Below are 13,955 nucleotides of genomic sequence, written 5' to 3'. Positions count from 1 at the left end.
TGTGATGAGGTGACCGACCCAGGATCGCAGAAACATCGCCAGATCAACAGAATCACTGAAGACTATTCGTCGATGCCCGAAATCCTGAATAATGTTTCGTATGGAGATGCCTTCTGACGCCCCGGTGTCGAACAGCGTTCGGGCACCCGCGCTCGATGCGATCGACGCGAGGATCGTGCAGCTGCTCACCGCCGACGGACGGATGACGAATGCGGAGCTCGCCGCTCGGCTCGGGGTCGCACCGTCGACGGCCCACACGCGGTTGCGCGCGCTGATCGATCGGGGGGTGATCACCGGGTTCCACGCGAGCGTCGACGAGCGGAAGCTGGGGGCCGGGCTCCAGGCGATCATCGGGGTGACCCTGCGTCCGAGCGGTCGCCGGGAGAGCATCGTCGAGTTCGCGGACCGGGTGCGTGTCCTCCCGCCCGTGATTCAGGTGTTCTTCCTCGGCGGTGACGACGACTTCCTCCTGCACATCGCGGTCGCCGACTCATCGGAGATGCGGGAGTTCGTGCTCGAGCATCTGTCGGCCCAGAGCAGCGTCGCCTCCACCCGCACCAGCATCGTGTTCGACTATCACCGCAACTCGGTGGCCGCGTCGTTCCACTGAGCGGAGTGAGTCGTCAGCGGACGAGCGGGGAGTCCAGGACCGCCGCCAAGCGAGCCACCGCCTCCTCGACGAGTGCATCATCGAGGTTTCCGTACCCGAGGACGAGCGCATCCGGAGGATCGGCCGCGTCGGTGTAGCGGTGCAGCGGGGTGAGCGCGAGCCCCTCGGCGGACCCGGCGTCGACCACGGCGGACGCACGGGCGTGGGTCGGCAATGTCAGCACCAGGTGCATGCCGGCGGCGATGCCCGACACCCGCAGCTCAGGGAGCTCGGCCGTGAGCGCGTCGAGCAGCCGTTGCCTCCGACGACGGAACCGTGTGCGCGAAGATCGCAGGTGTCGCTCGAAGTCACCCTGGGTGAGGAAGTGCGCGAGGGCGGCCTGATCGATCAGTGACGGCGCACTCGGGGACGGCGCGGGGGTGAGGCCCGGCGGCAGCACCATCCACCCGAGGCCCAGCGCGGGCGAGACCGATTTCGACAGCGAACCGATCAGCACGACGCTGTCGGGCGCGAGTCGCTGCAGCGCGGGGACAGGACGCCGGTCGTAGCGGAACTCGGCGTCGTAGTCGTCTTCGATGACCAGCCCCGCGCACTCCCGCGCCCAGCGGACCAGCTGCTCGCGACGGACGGGCGCCAGCGCGGCTCCGAGCGGGAACTGGTGCGCCGGAGTCACGAGCGCGGCACGTGCTCCCGTGCGAGCGGCGAGGGCGGCGAGCATCTCGGTGTCGACGCCGTCGTCATCGACCGGGACGGGTACCGGACGCAGTCCGTTGTGTTCGGCGATCACGCGCAGTCGTGGCCAGCTCGGGTCCTCCACGAGGATCGTCCGGTGCCCGCGCCCGTGCAGTTCCCGCGTGAGCATGTCCATGCCGTCGGTCGCGCCGTGGGTGATCGAGACGCGATCGGGTTCGGCATCCGCATGGCGTGATCGGGCGAGGTAGGCGGCGACGGCGGCGCGGGCGGGAGCGTATCCGAAGGGATGCGCGGCGATGAGGTCGCGATCGGGGAGGTCGGCGAGACCGGCGCGCACGGCTGCCGCCCACCGTGATCGGGGAGTGGCGCGGAGGTCGGGGATGCCCGGGCGCAGGTCGTAGCGGATGGGCGGCGCGGGGGCCGCTGCGGGTGTCCGTGCGAGGTCGCGCGGCCACGGGCGATCGGGGTGGCGGGCGGCGTTCGGCACCACCGGCCGTTCGGCGACCCTCGTCGCCGACCCGGTCCGCGCCTCCAGCACGCCCTCGGCGACGAGCTGCCCGTAGGCCTCGGTCACGACCCACCGTGAGACTCCCAGCGTCTCCGCCAGGGCCCGGCTCGGCGGCACCGCGGCTCCGGGGGAGAGTCGTCCCTCGTCGATCGCTCGGCGTACGGCTGACTCCACCCGATCCCGTAGCGGCAGGCGCACGGAAGACCCGCTCTCGGCACCCAGGTCGAGGAGGGTCTCCCACGCGAGAATCGGTCTGGAGTTCTGCATCGTGATTGGAGTGTATCCCCGAGCCGATTGGTCTCTAGCGTGGGGGCATCCCCCCGAGAAAGGACCTCCATGCAATACCGCACCCTCTCCGACGGCCGTACCTCGTTCGACGTCTCGACCCTGTGCCTGGGCGCCATGAACTTCGGCACCCGCACCGATGAGGCCACCTCGCGTGCGATCCTCGACCGCTTCGTCGAGGCGGGCGGCACGTTCATCGACACCGCCAACAACTACAGCCTGTGGGGCAACGGCACCGGTCGCGACAGCGAGGATCTGCTCGGGCGCTGGATGGGTGACCGCGGCAACCGTGACGCGCTGCGCATCGCCACCAAACTCGGCGCCGCGCAGAAGGATCTGTCCAAGCCCCTGTCGAACACGCCGCCGACGAACTTCGAGGGTCTCTCCGCCGAGGTCATCCGACGGCAGGCTCCCGAGAGCGCACGGCACCTGGGCATCGATCACATCGACGTGCTGTACGGGCACGTGGACGACGGCGAGGTTCCGCTCGCTGAGACGGTCGGCGCGTTCGGCGAGCTTCAGGCGGAGGGCCTCGTCGGCATCACCGGCATCTCCAACGTCCCGACCTGGAGGGTGGTGGAGGCGCGAGAGGAAGCGCGGCGACTCGGCATCGCGCCCTACGGCGTGGTGCAGCAGCAGTACAGCTACCTGTACCCCGCGCCACGCCTCGGGCGGAACAACTTCGTCACGCCCGGGCTGCTCGACTACGCGGCCTCCACCGGCACCGCCGAGCGTCCGCCGCTCGCCCTCACCGTGTACTCCCCGCTGCATCAGGGAGGGATCGCGCGTCTCGACAAGCCGCTGTGGGGCGGCGTCGATCATCCGTCCAGTCATGCTCGCCGTGCGCTGCTGCACGAGGTCGCCGGGGAGATCGGCGCGACACCGAACCAGGTCGTCCTGGCGTGGCTCCTCGGTGCACAGGTGCCGGTGATCCCGGTCGTCGGGGTGTCGTCGCTCGCCCAGTTGGAGGAGGCGTTGGGTGCGGCGGATCTCGTGCTGGACGCGGAGATCCGCGAACGCCTCGACGCCGAGCCGGGCGAGGCTCGCTGAGCAGGCTCGCGAGTCAGGCGCCGTACCGCGCTCCCGGCCAAGCCTTCCCGGTCAGCCGGCTCGGGACCGGGAAGAGCCCCCGGGTGCGGTGTCCGCCGCGACCCCGAGGGCTCTTCGTCTATCGCTCAGTCCTCGTCGACCAGGAACCGGCTGTAGGCACCGAGTGTGAGGAAGGTCGGGAACTCCTCCCGCAGCGCGACCTCACGGAAGATCTCCGCCGCATCGTCGAAGCGGTCGCCGTGGCTGCGCGTCGCCTGAGCCAGCACCTGCGCGATCAGTCCCTCGATGTACTCGGCGGTGATGGGGGTGCCGTCCTCGGTGGTGCGGTCCTGGTGGATCCACTGCCACACCTGCGAACGGCTGATCTCCGCGGTCGCGGCATCCTCCATCAGGTTGTCGATCGCCACGGCGCCCAGTCCGCGCAGCCAGGCTTCGAGGTAGCGGATGGCGACCGAAACGTTGTCCCGCACACCCTGCGCGGTGATCGGCCGTCCGATGTGCAGGTCGAGCAGATCACGCGCCTCCACATGCACGTCGTCGCGCTGACGGTCGACCTGATTCGGACGATCGCCCAGGACGGCGTCGAACTCGGCCTGCGCCGTGGGGATCAGGTCGGGGTGCGCGACCCAGGTGCCGTCGAAGCCGTCGCCCGCCTCGCGCTTCTTGTCGGCGGTGACCTTCTCGATGGCACGCGCCGTCACCTCGGGGTCACGACGGTTCGGGATGAATGCGCTCATGCCGCCGATGGCGAAGGCTCCCCGCTTGTGGCAGGTCTGCACGAGCAGGTCGGTGTAAGCCCGCATGAACGGCACCGTCATCGTGACCTCGCTGCGGTCGGGGAGCACGAACCGTGCCCCGCGACCCCGGTAGTTCTTGATGATCGAGAAGATGTAGTCCCACCGCCCGGCGTTCAGCCCCGCGCAGTGGTCGCGCAGCTCGTAGAGGATCTCGTCCATCTCGAACGCGGCGGGCAGCGTCTCGATCAGCACGGTCGCGCGGATGGTGCCGTGCGGGATGCCGATGTACTCCTCGCTGAAGGAGAAGACGTCGTCCCACAGCTTCGCCTCCTCGCTCGACTCGAGCTTGGCGATGTAGAAGTACGGTCCGCGGCCGCTCTCGATCAGCGCCTGCGCGTTGTGCAGGAAGTACAGCCCGAAGTCGACGAGGGAGCCGGACGCCGAGGTGCGACGACCCGCACGGTCGGTGAACGCGATGTGCTTCTCCGGCAGGTGCCATCCGCGCGGGCGCATCACGATCGTGGGGGTGCGCTCCGCCGTGACGCGGTACTCCTTGCCTTCCGCGGAGGTGAACGACAGCTCGCCGCGGATGGCGTCGCGCAGTGAGAGCTGCCCCTCGATCACGTTCTTCCAGGTCGGGCTCGTGGCATCCTCCTGGTCGGCGAGCCACACGCGTGCGCCGGAGTTGAGCGCGTTGATCGTCATCTTCGGGTCGGTCGGGCCGGTGATCTCGACGCGCCGGTCCTCGAGGCCGGGTCCTGCGCCGGCGACACGCCAGTCACGGTCTTCCCGGATGTGTGCCGTGTCCTCGCGGAAGCGCGGGTCGTGTCCGTTGCCGATCTCGAAGCGCCGGCGCATCCGGTCGGCGAGTCTGTCATGGCGACGGGCGGCGAACCGGTGGTGCAGTTCGGTCAGGAAGGCGATCGCCTCGGGCGTCAGGATCTCTTCGTAGCGTTCGCGGAGGGGTCCGGTGACCTCGATCGCAGGGCCCAGCTGGGTCGTCTGGATCGGGCCCGTGGTCGGGGGAGCGGTGGTCGGGGGAGCGGTGGGCGTGGTCATGATCGTGGGTCCTTTGCGTTGCGGGGATGCCGAGAGAAGGTCGACGCCCCCTCCTGTCGTCGACACCCCCTCCGGCTCGCGTGGGAGGGCGGGGGTCTCGACGGGGAGAGGGGGCCTCGACGGAGGCGGCATCGGCTGACGGATCAGTGGAACTGTGCGGCCTCGGTGGAGCCGGCCAGGGCGAGGGTCGCGCTTTCGGGGTTGAGCGCGGTGGAGATGACGTCGAAGTATCCGGTGCCCGCCTCACGCTGGTGCTTGGTGGCGGTGTAGCCGTGGGCTTCGGCGGCGAACTCGGCTTCCTGCAGCTCCACGTAGGCGCTCATGGCGCGATCGGCGTAGCCGCGGGCGAGGTCGAACATCGAGTGGTTCAGGGCGTGGAAGCCGGCCAGGGTGATGAACTGGAACTTGTAGCCCAGGTCTGCCAACTCCTGCTGGAACGTCGCGATCTCGGCGTCCGAGAGGTGCTTCTTCCAGTTGAAGCTCGGCGAGCAGTTGTAGGCCAGGAGCTTACCGGGGAACTGTGCGTGGATGGCCGCGGCGAAGTCCCGGGCGAGCTGGATGTCGGGCTCGCCCGTCTCGACCCACAGCAGATCGGCGTAGGGGGCGAAGGCGAGGCCGCGGCTGATGACCGACTCCAGGCCGGGGCGGATCCGGTAGAACCCCTCGGTGGTGCGCTCGCCGGTGGTGAACTCCTGGTCGCGCTCGTCGACGTCACTGGTGAGCAGGTCGGCGGCGAGGGCGTCCGTGCGGGCGATGATCACGGTCGGGACGCCTGCCACGTCGGCCGCGAGACGGGCGGCGTTCAGAGTGCGGATGTGCTGCTGGGTGGGCACGAGCACCTTGCCGCCGAGGTGGCCGCACTTCTTCTCGCTGGCCAGCTGGTCCTCCCAGTGGATGCCGGCGGCACCGGACTGTATGAGCGACTGCGCGAGCTCGTAGGCGTTGAGGGGTCCGCCGAAGCCGGCCTCCGCGTCGGCGACGATCGGGGCGAGCCAGTCCTGGGTGGTCTCGCCCTCCGCGTGCTCGAGCTGGTCCTGACGCAGGAGCGCGTTGTTGATGCGGCGCACGACGGCCGGCACCGAGTTCGCGGGGTAGAGCGACTGGTCGGGGTAGGTCTGTCCGGCCAGGTTGCCATCGGCGGCGACCTGCCATCCGGAGAGGTAGATGGCCTTGAGACCGGCCCGCACCTGCTGCACGGCCTGGCCGCCCGTGTAGGCGCCGAGTGCTCGGACATAGTCCTCGGTGTGCAGGAGGTTCCAGAGGTTGTCGGCGCCTCGGTGGGCGAGCGTGGCCTCTTCGCGGACCGAACCCCGGATGCGGATGACGTCCTCCGCCGAGTACGTGCGCTCGACGCCGTCCCAGCGGGGATCGGTGTCCCAGATCTCCTGGAGTTCGGCGGCCGTCTGAACCTGGTCGCCGGCTCGCAGACCGGCGGGGCGGGGCGTCGGGGTGTGGGCGGTGTTCGTCATGATGTCTCCTCGGTGGATCCGGCTGCGGTGCCGGTGTGGCGTGGTTCCACTGTGCGTGAAGTTCAGGCATCAGAACGACCGATTCCACGCAGAAGTTTCGTCATTCTTCTGCTTCTGTGACAGAATCGCCTCCACTCGCTCCGACCATCGGCGGTCGAAGTGCAAAAACGCGCCGGAAGTGCCTCGTGGAGGTGCGTTTCTGATCCCGCACGGGGTGCGAGCACGAGGTGCGAGCAAAAGAGGAGTGGGATGGATACCGCAGAAGAGACCGACGCCCTCACGATCGGTCGACGCATCCGACAGTTGCGAACCGCGCGGGGGATGACGCTCGACGACCTCGCCTCGGCGGTCGATCGCGCCCCCAGTCAGATGTCGATGATCGAGACCGGCAAGCGAGAGCCGAAGCTCACGCAGCTGCAGACGATCGCCCGGGCGCTCGGCGTCACCATCGACGCGCTGCTGGAGGGGGAGCCGCTCGACGAACGCAGTGCGATCGAGATCGCGCTGGAGCGGGCGATGAAGGGGCAGACGTTCCAGGCCCTCGGCATCGAGCCGTTCCGGATCGCGAAGAGCCTGCCGACCGACGCGTTGAAGGCGCTGCTGGCGCTGCACGGCGAGATCGACCGGCTCAAGGACGAGCGGGCCGCCACGCCGGAGGAGGCGCGGCGGGCGAACGTGGAGCTGCGGCACCTGATGCGTCGTCAGGACAACCACTTCGCCGAGCTCGAGACGAAGGCTGCGGAGATCCTCGCCGCCGTCGGGCACCCCGGTGGCCCCCTCACCCAGCGCACCGCCTCCGAGATCGCGGCGTACCTCGGGTTCACGCTGCACTACGCGCCCGACCTGCCGCAGACCACCCGCAGCGTCGCGGACCTCGCGAACGGAAGGCTGTACCTGTCCAGCAGCGTGCCGGCCAAGGGGGATGCCCGCACCGCGGTGCTGCAGGCGCTGTCGAGCCGCATCCTCGGGCACTCCGAGCCGCGCAGCTACGCCGAGTTCCTGCGGCAGCGCGTCGAGACCAATTACCTCACCGGTGCGCTCCTCATCCCCGAGGGGCACGTGGTCCCGGCGCTGAAAGACGCCAAGCAGCGGCGGGCGATCTCGATCGAGGATCTGCGTGACGCGTACTCGGTGTCGTACGAGACGGCGGCGCATCGCTTCACGAACCTCGCGACGCGGCATCTCGACATCCCGGTGCACTTCCTCAAGGTGCACGAGTCGGGCACGATCACGAAGGCGTACGAGAACGACGACGTGAACTTCCCCACCGACCGTCTCGGGGCGATCGAGGGGCAGATGTGCTGCCGCAAGTGGACGTCGCGAGTGGTGTTCGACGAGGACGACCGCTTCAACCCGTACTACCAGTACACCGATACCGGCAACGGGACGTACTGGTGCACCGCGCGGGTCGAGGCGTCGAGCGAGGGGCTGCACTCGGTCAGCGTGGGCGTGCGCTTCGATGACACGCGGTGGTTCGTGGGGCGCGACACCTCGCACCGCGGCGTCTCGAAGCACTCCGTCGAGGTCTGCTGTCGACGGGCACCTGCCGAGCTCGAGGAGCGCTGGCGTGAGAACTCCTGGCCCAATGTGAAGACTCCGCGCACCCTGCTGGCGACCCTGCCGACCGGGTCGTTCCCCGGCGTCGACACGACCGACGTGTACGAGTTCCTGGAGGCCCACGCCCCTCGCTGAGTCTTTGCCACCCTTCGCGGTTCGTCAAAAATTAGTTCGATCTTGCTTAGTCAATCTTGACTATGTTACTTTCATCGAGCCATCAACGACGAACGGCCGAGAAGGGACCCTCATGGCTACTTCCTCTGCGGAAACCCGATTCCGCATCACTGCCACCCTGACGTGCGTTCTCGCCGCCACGCTGACGCTCGGAGCATGCTCCGCGCAGACGCCAGGCGGCGATACCGCCCCCACGAGTGCGAGCGACACCGACGCCTGCAAGCGGAATCAGGATGCCGGCACCATCACCTACATCTCCGGTTACGGCTACTCCGCCAGCGCCGGGCAGCTCGACGTGTTCCTCGCCGAGGAGCTGGGCTACTTCGACGATCTCTGCCTGGACGTGGAGATCAACGCCTCCGGTGCGAACGGGCAGCAGCTCGTGGCATCCGGCCAGGCGCAGTTCACCGCTCTCGGCTCCGCATCCGATGTGATGCTGGCAGCGGCGAACAGCAAGAACCTCACAGCGGTCGCGACCTACGGCACCACCCCGCCGTTCTCGATCTTCGGCAACGAGAAGCTCGAGAGCCTCACCGACCTCGAGGGTGGATCGCTCGGATACTTCATCAACCTGACCCCGATCGCCTCGGCCATGCTCGATGAGGCCGGTGTCGACGTGTCGAAGGTCGAGATGGTCAAGATGACCAACTACGACCCGACCGTCGTCGTGCGTGAGCAGGTCGACGCCATCGTCGGCTACGCGTCCAACCAGCCGCAGTCGCTCAAGGCGCAGGGCCTGCCGTTCAGTGAGTTCCTCCCCTCCGACCTCGGCGTCGAGGGCACGTACAACGTGATGGAGGTCAACTCTCGCTTCCTCGACGAGCACCGCGAGGTCGCCGCGGACTTCATGCGGGCGAGTCTCAAGGCGCTGCAGTACTGCCTGGACGAGTCGGATGCCTGCATCGACACGCTCGCGAAGCTGGCCGAGGACAACAATCAGGGCGCCGCGTTCCCGCGCGATCAGCTCGCCCGCACGTGGGAAGTGGAGTCCGCATGGGTCCGGGAGAGCGCCGGCGGTAACCCCGGCGTGCAGAACGAGTCCATGTGGGAGCCCGAGTACGCCCTCGTGAAGAAGTACGGCGGCGTCAAGGGCCTGCCCGCGATCGCCGACATGATGGACGCCGACCTGGTCGCCGACCTCTACGACGGCGACACTCTGACATGGCCGGCGAAGTGATGTCGGTCGCACAGGGCACGGGCGTCGAGGTCAGGAACGTCTCGAAGTCGTTCGGCGTCGACGGCGCCGAGGTCACGGTGCTCGACGACGTGAACCTCACGATCGGCATGGGCGAGTTCGTGTCGGTGATCGGCCCGAGCGGCTGCGGCAAGTCCACGCTGCTCAAGGTCGTCGCCGGTCTCCTCGAGGCCGATTCCGGCACGGTCACGATCGACGGTGAGAGCGTCACGGCGGCATCGCGGGACAAGAAGATCGGCCTCGTGCCGCAGTCGCCCGCGCTGCTGCCGTGGAAGACCGTGCGCGAGAACGTCGAGCTCCCGGTGCGCATCAACGCCAAGGCGAACGCCGGAAGAGCTCTGCGCGACCCGGCGGAGCTGCTGTCGACGTTCGGTCTCGGCCAGGCCATGACGAAGTATCCCGGGCAGCTGTCCGGCGGCATGCAGCAGCGTGCCGCGATCGCCAGGGCCTTCGTGTTCGACCCCGCCATCATGTTGATGGACGAGCCGTTCTCGGCCCTCGACGAGATGAACCGGGACCTGCAGCGCATCGCCCTGCTGGAGTTCTGGCAGTCCAACCGGAAGGCCGTCATGTTCGTCACGCACTCCGTGCCGGAGGCGATCATGCTCTCCGACCGCATCGTGGTGATGGCCGCCCACCCCGGGCGCATCGCCCAGGTGATCGACGTCGACCTCCCGCGGCCGCGCACCGAGGAGGCCTATGCGACGGACGAGTTCCGCGAGCTGGAGGCAGTCGTGCGCGGTGCGCTGCGCGCGCAGACGGAGAAGGCCCATGTCTGAGCTGACGATGAGAGACACCACCGCGACCCTCGCGACCGCCCGCCTGAAGGCGCAGCCGCGCCGGGGCGTCCCGCCGTGGCTGCGCTGGGGGTCGTGGGGTCCCACCCTGATCACCTTCGTGATCGCCGCACTGCTGTGGCAGATCGTGGCCTGGACCAACCCGTATGTGCTTCCGACACTCGAGGCGATCGGCGGGAGTCTCGTCGACGATGCCGGCATGTACTGGTCGAACTTCCTCGTCACCCTGCTCGAGGTCGTGGTCGGTGCCGCCGCAGGCATCCTCGCCGGCTTCCTGCTGGCGGTGGTGATGGCGGAGTTCCAGGTCATCGAACGGGCTGTGATGCCGCTCGTGATCATCGTGATGGTGACGCCGATCGTGGCGATCGCCCCGGCGCTGGTCGTGGCCTTCGGCTTCGGGATGGTCCCGAAATTCATCGTGACCGGGCTCGTGGTCTTCTTCCCGATGCTGGTGAACTCGCTCGCCGGTCTGCGTGATGTCGACCAGAAGGCGCTCGACGTCTTCAAGACGCTGCACGCCTCTCGGTGGGAGATCTTCCGCGAGCTGCGCTTCCCCGGCAGCATGCCCTACGTGTTCGCGGGGCTCCGCATCGCCCTGCCGCTCGCGGTCGTCGGCGCGGCGGTCGCCGAGTTCGTCGCGGCAGGTCAGCAGGCCGGCCTCGGTTCGCTCGTGACCACCTCGGCCGCGCAGGCGAACCTGCCCGTCACCTGGGCCAGCATCGCCCTGCTGTGTCTGCTCGGTGTGCTGCTGATCATCGTCCTCGCCCTGGTGCGCAAGCGTGTGCTCTGGTGGAGCGATGGCGAGGTCACCGCCAAGGGCTGACGCCGCACCCCCTCATCCCGGGACGAGAGCCCCCGACTCGTCCCGGGGTTCCTCCGGCGTGCCCGGAACCACCTCAGAACGACCAGAACCACCCACAAGGAAGGCACCCGCACATGACCGATCAGAACACCGTCAAGCCGCTGCGTCTCGGCCTCTTCGAGAACGCCCAGGCGAACGACTCCGGTACGGCGACCTGGCGACACCCCGACAACGGGCGCTACCTGTTCGACAAGCTCGAGTACTGGCGCGACACCGCGCGCATGGTCGAGGACGCCGGGTTCGACTTCCTCTTCCTCGCGGATGCCTGGGGCTGGGCCGACGTCGCCGGCGAGCGTCCCGACATCTGCTCGGTGGAGGGGCTGGACCTGCCGCGCCTCGACCCCGCGATCATCCTCGCCGCCCTCATCCCCGAGACCACGCGACTGGGACTCGTCGCCACGGGGTCGACGTTGCTCGAGCCGCCCTATGCCTTCGCGCGCCGCATGGCGACGCTCGACATCCTGTCCGGCGGACGCATCGGCTGGAACGTCGTCACCACGGGCACCGCCGACACCGCCGTGCAGGGCTTCGGTGTGCCGATGGTCGGCCACGACGAGCGCTACCTCATGGCCGACGACTTCATGCAGGTCGTGTACAAGCTGTGGGAGCAGGCCTGGGAGGAGGGCGCGCTGGAGCGCGACAAGTCCGGCCGCTTCGCCGATCCGTCCAAGGTGCACCGCATCGCGCACGACGGCCCCTACTTCCGCTCGCACGGCTACGGCAACACCTCGCGCTCGCCGCAGGGCACTCCGGTGCTTTTCCAGGCCGGTGCGTCACCCGCAGGCCGCGAGTTCGGAGGCAAGCACGGGGAGGCGATCTTCGTCGGCAGCGGCTCGGTCGAGCAGCTCCGCGCCCACTCCGCCGCGATCCGTGAGGAGGCGGTCAAGAACGGCCGCGCGGCCGACGAGGTGAAGATCATGTCGGCGTTCGCCGCGATCGTCGGCAGCACGGAGGAGGAGGCGCAGCGCAAGTACGCCGAGGTCGCCGATGCGCAGAACCCCGACGTCACGGTCGCCTCGTACGCCTGGTTCACCGGGCTCGACCTCTCGGCCTACGCGCCGAGCACTCCGATGTCAGAGCTGAGCACCGAGCTGTCGCAGACGCAGGTGGCCCGCTTCGCCGACAAGACTGTGGGTGATGTGCTCGGCGACTGGCACGCGCACGGCGTCGGCGCCCGCCCGATCGTGGGCACCCCCGAGCAGGTGGCGGACCGGATGATCGAGCTCGCCGACGGCGCCGACCTCGACGGCTTCCTGTTCGCCCCCGTCATCCCGCCGGCCTCGACCGTCGACTTCATCGAGCACGTGCTGCCGATCCTCAAGGAGCGCGGTGCGGTGGTCGACCCCTCGTCCGAGTCGCAGTCGCTGCGCGAGCGTCTGATCGGCACGCCCACTCCTGCGCTCGCCGACTCGCACACGGGCTCGCAGTACCGGCGGACGATGTCGCGTGTCTGACACCCGCACCGGTGTCGCCGTGGTGGGGAGCGCGAACCTCGACCTGGTCGTCGAGGTCTCGCGCCCCCCGCTCGTCGGTGAGACCCTGCTCGGTCGAGCCGGCGGACGCTTCTCCGGAGGGAAGGGCTTGAATCAGGCCGTCTCCGCCGCGCGCAGCGGCTCTCGTACCCGCTTCTGCGCGGTCGTCGGGCAGGACGAGGCCGCTGACGTGCTCGAGCGGACGCTGTCGGACGCCGGCGTGACGACTTTCCTGCGCCGCAGCGCCGCAGCTCCGACCGGGGTTGCCCACGTGCTGGCCTTCGCTGACGGAGACAACAGCATCATCGTGGCTGCCGGCGCGAACGCCGAGCTCGACGCGGACGATGCGATCGCCGGGATCGAGGGCGCAGCGGTCGTGCTCGCCCAGCTGGAGGTGCCGGCCGCGAGTGTGTCCGCCGCGCTGCATGCGGGACGGATGGCCGGCGCGCTGACGATTCTCAACGCCGCGCCCGCCCACCCCGCCGCGGTCGAGATGCTCCCCGATGTCGATGTGCTGGTGGTGAACGAGACGGAGTGCGCCGAGCTCGGCGGTATCGACCGGCTGCATGTGGCGGGTGCACGGACCATCGTGCTCACCCAGGGTGCCGGGGGAGTGGTCCTCCACCGCGCGGGGCGCGACCCCCTGCATACCGAGGCCTTCCGGATCGACCCGGTCGACACGACCGGGGCCGGCGACGCGTTCTGCGGGGCCCTGGCCGCGGCCCTCGCCCGCGGCGACGGGATCGAGGAAGCTCTGATCGGCGCCTCCGCGGCTGGAGCCATCGTGGCCCGGCACCGCGGGGCGACCACCGCGGCCTTGACCGCCGAGTCGATCGCGACGCTCGTCGCCTCGCGCTGAGTCGCTACTCCGTGCGGGCGGTGTCGTCGTCCGTGCTCACCGTCTCGCCGGCGAAGGTGTATTCGCCGCCGCGGAGGCGCTCCAGCAGGTCGAGCAGCCACTGCTTCTCGGCAGTGAGGCGGGCGGTGGAGAGGTCGAAGATCTCGCGCACGTACTTCGGCGTCGTCTCGGAGCGCAGCGTGTCCTGCACGTCGAAGCCGTTCTGAGTGATGATCGCGTCGCTCTTGATGAGGCGATGTTCGAGGCCGGCGATGACCTCCTGCCGGCTCAGCACGAACATGAACGAGGCGACGGTCATGATGGCCTGGGTGTCGAAGGCGGCGACGTTCCAGAGGTTCTCCCGCAGCATCCGCTGGAGCTCGACCTCGCCGGACGGTGTGATGCGATAGGTCGTGCGCGCGGGTCGCTTGCCCTCGGCCTCGGTGCCGCTCTCGGCGATGTAGCCGTCGACCTCGAGGGCGCGCAGGGCGTTGTAGATGGATCCGGGCTGGATGTGCGCCCACTCGTCGACATGCCATGTCATGAGCTCTCGGCGGAGGAAGTACCCGTGTACGGGTTGGAACTGCTTCACGGCGCCGAGGACGACGAGGCGGGTGGTCGACATGCCCCTCATGCTAACGGCTGGGGT

General features: G+C 68.9%; 12 protein-coding genes. 8 read left to right on the top strand and 4 right to left on the bottom strand.

What is annotated here, in order from left to right; genetic code table 11:
• Positions 1-91: 91 nt before the first annotated feature.
• On the top strand, positions 92-610 hold the full coding sequence (locus tag LRQ07_RS13595) for an Lrp/AsnC family transcriptional regulator (RefSeq protein ID WP_413775523.1): 519 nt from the start codon (positions 92-94) through the stop codon (positions 608-610).
• Positions 611-623: 13 nt separating this feature from the next.
• On the opposite strand, the gene LRQ07_RS13590 is transcribed toward LRQ07_RS13595, so the two are convergent.
• A complete protein-coding gene (locus LRQ07_RS13590) occupies positions 624-2,078 on the bottom strand; it encodes a PLP-dependent aminotransferase family protein (RefSeq protein ID WP_256534916.1) in 1,455 nt (484 codons plus the stop codon).
• 69 nt (positions 2,079-2,147) lie between these two features.
• Between LRQ07_RS13590 and LRQ07_RS13585 the strand changes: the two genes are divergently transcribed.
• The gene (locus LRQ07_RS13585; RefSeq protein ID WP_256534915.1) at positions 2,148-3,146 is read left to right on the top strand and encodes an aldo/keto reductase; all 999 of its coding nucleotides are present in this window, start codon (positions 2,148-2,150) and stop codon (positions 3,144-3,146) included.
• Positions 3,147-3,271: 125 nt separating this feature from the next.
• Here LRQ07_RS13585 and aceB read toward each other — a convergent pair whose 3' ends face one another.
• Together aceB and aceA are read right to left on the bottom strand one after the other, a co-directional pair.
• On the bottom strand, positions 3,272-4,942 hold the full coding sequence (gene aceB / locus LRQ07_RS13580) for a malate synthase A (RefSeq protein WP_256534914.1): 1,671 nt from the start codon (positions 4,940-4,942) through the stop codon (positions 3,272-3,274).
• 143 nt (positions 4,943-5,085) lie between these two features.
• A complete protein-coding gene (aceA, locus tag LRQ07_RS13575; RefSeq protein WP_131494298.1) occupies positions 5,086-6,411 on the bottom strand; it encodes an isocitrate lyase in 1,326 nt (441 codons plus the stop codon).
• Between the two features lie 249 nt (positions 6,412-6,660).
• Between aceA and LRQ07_RS13570 the strand changes: the two genes are divergently transcribed.
• The 6 genes from LRQ07_RS13570 to LRQ07_RS13545 all read left to right on the top strand — a co-directional run bounded on the left by LRQ07_RS13570 (position 6,661) and on the right by LRQ07_RS13545 (position 13,327).
• Positions 6,661-8,103: a helix-turn-helix domain-containing protein gene (locus LRQ07_RS13570; RefSeq protein WP_256534913.1), complete on the top strand. Its 1,443-nt coding sequence runs from the start codon at positions 6,661-6,663 to the stop codon at positions 8,101-8,103.
• A gap of 112 nt (positions 8,104-8,215) precedes the next feature.
• Entirely contained in the window at positions 8,216-9,319 is a 1,104-nt protein-coding gene (locus LRQ07_RS13565; protein ID WP_256534912.1) for an ABC transporter substrate-binding protein, read from the top strand.
• Entirely contained in the window at positions 9,304-10,116 is an 813-nt protein-coding gene (locus LRQ07_RS13560; RefSeq protein WP_131494303.1) for an ABC transporter ATP-binding protein, read from the top strand. Before LRQ07_RS13565 ends, LRQ07_RS13560 begins: the two co-directional genes overlap by 16 nt.
• Positions 10,109-10,957, top strand: a complete 849-nt coding sequence (locus tag LRQ07_RS13555; RefSeq protein WP_256534911.1) for an ABC transporter permease — start codon at positions 10,109-10,111, stop codon at positions 10,955-10,957. Before LRQ07_RS13560 ends, LRQ07_RS13555 begins: the two co-directional genes overlap by 8 nt.
• Positions 10,958-11,070: 113 nt before the next feature.
• A complete protein-coding gene (locus tag LRQ07_RS13550) occupies positions 11,071-12,450 on the top strand; it encodes an NtaA/DmoA family FMN-dependent monooxygenase (protein ID WP_232763546.1) in 1,380 nt (459 codons plus the stop codon).
• The gene (locus LRQ07_RS13545; protein ID WP_256534910.1) at positions 12,443-13,327 is read left to right on the top strand and encodes a ribokinase; all 885 of its coding nucleotides are present in this window, start codon (positions 12,443-12,445) and stop codon (positions 13,325-13,327) included. Before LRQ07_RS13550 ends, LRQ07_RS13545 begins: the two co-directional genes overlap by 8 nt.
• A 4-nt stretch (positions 13,328-13,331) precedes the next feature.
• Here LRQ07_RS13545 and LRQ07_RS13540 read toward each other — a convergent pair whose 3' ends face one another.
• A complete protein-coding gene (locus LRQ07_RS13540; protein ID WP_256534909.1) occupies positions 13,332-13,931 on the bottom strand; it encodes a PadR family transcriptional regulator in 600 nt (199 codons plus the stop codon).
• Positions 13,932-13,955 lie beyond the last annotated feature (24 nt).

Source organism: Microbacterium sp. J1-1, assembly GCF_024498615.1.
GTDB classification, from domain to species: Bacteria; Actinomycetota; Actinomycetes; order Actinomycetales; family Microbacteriaceae; genus Microbacterium; species Microbacterium aurugineum.
This window is presented reverse-complemented; position numbering and strand designations above follow the sequence as displayed.